Source organism: Streptomyces sp. NPDC004561 (assembly GCF_053602155.1).
This window is the reverse complement of the sequence record NZ_JBSGDB010000655.1, coordinates 1-3,992: the sequence shown is the minus strand read 5'-3', so window position 1 is coordinate 3,992 and position 3,992 is coordinate 1. Positions and strand designations below refer to the sequence as shown.

Annotated in this window: 4 protein-coding genes and 1 pseudogene; 2 read left to right on the top strand and 3 right to left on the bottom strand. The window is 74.8% G+C overall.

Annotated features, from left to right (window positions below; all coding sequences use genetic code 11):
* Window positions 1–806, top strand: an 806-nt coding sequence (locus ACWEN3_RS42940; protein ID WP_452983115.1) for an O-antigen ligase family protein, incomplete at its 5' end; no start/stop codon positions are given.
* 72 nt (window positions 807–878) lie between these two features.
* Here the strand turns inward: ACWEN3_RS42940 and ACWEN3_RS42935 are convergent.
* The gene (locus tag ACWEN3_RS42935; protein WP_452983112.1) at window positions 879–1,424 is read right to left on the bottom strand and encodes a hypothetical protein; all 546 of its coding nucleotides are present in this window, start codon (window positions 1,422–1,424) and stop codon (window positions 879–881) included.
* 106 nt (window positions 1,425–1,530) lie between these two features.
* Entirely contained in the window at window positions 1,531–2,319 is a 789-nt protein-coding gene (locus ACWEN3_RS42930; RefSeq protein WP_452983109.1) for a glutamate racemase, read from the bottom strand.
* A 39-nt stretch (window positions 2,320–2,358) separates the two neighbouring features.
* Here ACWEN3_RS42930 and ACWEN3_RS42925 point away from each other — a divergent pair, with 39 nt between their 5' ends.
* A complete protein-coding gene (locus ACWEN3_RS42925) occupies window positions 2,359–3,552 on the top strand; it encodes a glycosyltransferase (protein ID WP_452983106.1) in 1,194 nt (397 codons plus the stop codon).
* 6 nt (window positions 3,553–3,558) lie between these two features.
* Here the strand turns inward: ACWEN3_RS42925 and ACWEN3_RS42920 are convergent.
* Window positions 3,559–3,992, bottom strand: a pseudogene (locus ACWEN3_RS42920) (Tellurium resistance); the annotation flags it as partial.

Below are 3,992 nucleotides of genomic sequence, written 5' to 3'. Positions count from 1 at the left end.
CGGTGGTCAGCGCAGTCACCTTCGCCATCTTCTTCCTGGTCCCCCGCCTAGGCACCCCGCTGGGCCACGCCGGCGCCACGGCCGCGCTGCTCGCACTGGCCACCGGGGCCGCGTGCTGTGCCGCCTGGGCGACGCCCGTACCGGCGCTGCGGCTGGGGCTGCGGACGCTGGCCGCGGGAATCGCCCTGACGGGGGCCGCGCTGGGGTCGGCCGCCGGTTGCGCGGCCAGTGCGGTGGTCCTGCTGGGTTCGCTGGCGGCGGGCCGGGGCCCTCGCCGGGGCGCGTGGCTCGCCGCCCTGGCCGCGGTCGCGGTCCTGGTCGCGGGCACGGTCTGGGCGGCCGCCGCCGACGCGCTGCCCGGCGGTCCCGCCGGGGCGCTGCAAAGCCTGCTGACGCCGCGCCGGGTCGGGCTGTGGCAGGACGCCCTGCGGCTGGCGGGGCGGGAGAGCGGGCTGGGGGTGGGCCCCGACCGGTTCGGCGAGCTGAGTTCGACGGCCCCGCAGCTGCCGCTGTCCGACGGCAAGCCCCACTCGGCGCCGCTGCAACTGGCGGCGGAGCAGGGGATCGTCGGGGTGGTCCTGCTCGTCGCCGCGTTCTGCTGGGTGCTGCACGCGCTGTGGCGCACCCCCCGCTCCACGCCGGTCGCCCTCACCGCGGCCACGGCCCTGACGGCGCTGGCCGCCCTCGCGACGGTGGGCGACGCGCTGAGCTTCACCACGGTGACGGCGGGCGCGGGCCTGCTGGCCGGCTGGGCGACCGCACGGCCTTGGACGGGGGCCGGGGCGGAGGCGGACTCCCCCGCGTGACCCGGTTCCGCCGCACGCCGGAACCGACAGGACTTCAGGCGGCCCGCTCGGCCGTGCCTCTGCCGTAGGAAGTCAGCCCGCCGTCCCCGGCCTGATCGTCCGCAGTCGGGCCCTGATGACCCGTACCGCCGATTCCGCGTTGTCCACGGTGACGGTGAAGGTGTGGCCGTCCCACAGGCTCAGCACGATGCCCTCGCCCCGGCGTACGACGACCGCGGTGCCCTTCTCGGGACGCCAGCGGTAGCCCCAGCCGCCCCACTGCCGCGGGGTCACGAGGGCGGTGAAGTCGGCGCCCGCCACATGGGAGAGCGGGATGCGGCGGCGCGGCACCCCGATGTGGCCGCAGCGCACCTCGACGGACTCCCGGTCGAGCTTGAGGTCGACGTGCACGAACGCGAGCGTGCCGAAGAGGACCAGCAGGCCGGCCGCGATGCAGCCCACGACGGACATCACCAGCGGGGCGATCCCGGACGTCCACGCCGAGTCCACGGCCAGCTCGATGCCGAGCGCCATGCAGGCCGCCCCCACCAGCGCCAGCAGCCACTGCACCCGGTTGGTGGCGCGTCCGGTCCAGACGTCGGGGTTCGAGGTGTCGTCGGCGCCGGGGTGGTCCCTCATGTTTATGAGGTTACTCAGGTTTCGTTGCGCGGGTAGGGCCGGACGGAGCGTGACTGGCCCGGGTGGAGCACGGCGGGCCGAGCGGACCGGGCCGGTGACCCGCCGGTCAGCGGACGGTGCTGCCGACGGTCTGGAGGAAGCGGCCCTCGGCGTAGGCCAGGGCCGTGTCCGGGAGCGTCGCCGGGCGACCGCTCAGCAGCACCGTGAGGCTCGTGTCGGCGACGGCGGCCGGATCCGGCTGGGCCCCGATCCTGCGCAGGGCCTGGGCGGCGACGGCCCCGGCGGAGCCGTGCAGGATGAGCGGCGGGCAACCCGGCCGCTGGACGGCCGCCCGGATGCGCTCGCCGACCAGCTCGTAGTTGGTGCAGCCGAGCACGACGGTGGTCACGTCGTGGGGGGTGCGGGAGGCCGCCGAGGCGATCGCGGCGTCGATCGCGGCGTCGTCGGCGTGGTGCACGGCGTCCGCGAGACCGGGGCAGGCCACCTCGGTGACGGTGACCCCGGCGGCGAACTGCTCGATCAGGCCCCGCTGATAGGCGCTCCCGGTGGTGGCGGGGGTGGCCCAGATCGCGATGTGGCCGCCGCCCGCCGCAGCCGGCTTGATGGCCGGGACGGTGCCGATGATCGGCAGATCCGGTTCGAACCGGGCACGCATCTGCGGCAGGGAGTGCACGGACGCGGTGTTGCAGGCGACGATCAGGACGTCGGGCTCGTGGGCCGCGGCTGCCTCGGCCACGGCGATGGCGCGCCGCGTGATGTCCTCCGGAGTGCGCGGACCCCAGGGCATTCCGTCCGGGTCCCACGACAGCACCAGGTCCGCGTCGGGCCGCAGCCGGCGTACCGCGGCAGCGGCGGGAAGCAGGCCGATTCCGGAGTCCATGAGCGCGATCTTCACCCGGCCACGATAGACGATGCCCTCTTGGGGACCCCTCCCGTGGGGCACACTGCGCCCGTGAGCGCCTTTCTGTGGATCACCGTCGGATCGCTGGCCGCCTGGTGCTGGCTGCTGCTGTGCCAGGGGTTCTTCTGGCGCACGGACGTCCGCCTGCCACCGCGCCGCGAACCGGACGCGTGGCCCTCCGTCTGTGTGGTCGTACCGGCCCGCGAAGAGGCCGCCGTGCTGCCCGCGAGCCTGCCGTCGCTGCTGGCGCAGGACTATCCGGGGCGGGCGGAGGTCTTCCTGGTCGACGACGGCAGTACGGACGGCACCGGGGAGCTGGCGCAGGAGCTGTCCCGGCGGCACGGAGGGCTGCCGCTCACGGTGGGCTCACCGGGCGAGCCGCCCGCGGGCTGGACGGGCAAGCTGTGGGCGGTGCGGCACGGCATCGCCCTGGCACGCGCGCGGGACCCCGAGTACCTGCTGCTGACGGACGCCGACATCGCGCACACGCCGGAGAGCCTGCGCGCACTGGTGGCGGCCGCCCGCACCGGGGACTTCGACGTGGTGTCGCAGATGGCGCGGCTGCGGGTGGAGAGCCGGTGGGAGCGGCTGGTGGTCCCGGCGTTCGTGTACTTCTTCGCCCAGCTGTACCCGTTCCGCCGGATCGGCCGCAGGGGATCGCGTACGGCGGCCGCGGCGGGCGGCTGTGTCCTGCTGCGCACCGGCATGGCGGAGAAGGCGCGGATCCCGGACGCCATCCGGCACGCCGTCATCGACGACGTGGCCCTGGCACGTGCGGTGAAGGGCGCGGGCGGGCAGGTCTGGCTCGGCCTTGCCGACCGGGTGGACAGCGTGCGCCCGTATCCGCGGCTGCACGACCTGTGGCGGATGGTCTCCCGGAGCGCGTACGCCCAGCTGCGGCACAATCCGCTGCTGCTGCTCGGTACGGTCGCCGGGCTGGCGCTGGTGTACCTGGTGCCGCCGGCGGCCGTGGTCGTGGGCGCGGCCGCGGGCGACGTGCCGACGGCTGCCCTCGGCGCGCTGGCGTGGGCGGTGATGGCGGGCACGTACGCGCCGATGCTGCGCTACTACCGGCAGCCGCTGTGGCTCGCCCCGCTGCTGCCGTACACCGCGTTCCTCTACCTCCTCATGACGGTGGACTCCGCCGTACAGCACTACCGGGGGCGGGGTGCCGCCTGGAAGGGCCGCACGTACGAGCGTCCCGGCGCGGTGCCCGACGAGGGCTGAGCCCGGTCATTTGCGCCCGGGCGTCCAGTTCATGCCCCACCCGTAGGCGCGGTCTATCGTCCGCTGCGGGCTCACGCCGCGATCCGGTACGAGATACCGGGCCTCGCGCCGGACGACGAGATCCCCGCCGGTGTTGGTGATCAGGGCGAGGGCGCACACCGTGGAGGGGACCGTGCAGTCGTCCAGGGAGAAGTCGACGGCCGCGCCGTGCTGCGGCTGGAGGGCGACGGTGGCGTGCAGGTCGGCGAAGGAGCTGGCGCCCTCGTAGATGGTGACGAACACGAGGATGCGCCGGAAGTCCTGCCGGTGGTCGAGGTTGACGGTGAGGTTCTCGCCGCTCTCGACGGCACCGGTGCGGTCGTCGCCGTCGAGGTGGATGTACGGGGGCCGGTGCAGGGACCCGAAGGAGTTGCCGAGGGCCTGTACGACTCCCTTGCGGC

Excerpts from the sequence above, each read along its gene's own strand:
- ACWEN3_RS42935 (WP_452983112.1), bottom strand. The coding sequence starts at position 1,424 with ATGAGGGACCACCCCGGCGCCGACGACACCTCGAACCCCGACGTCTGG.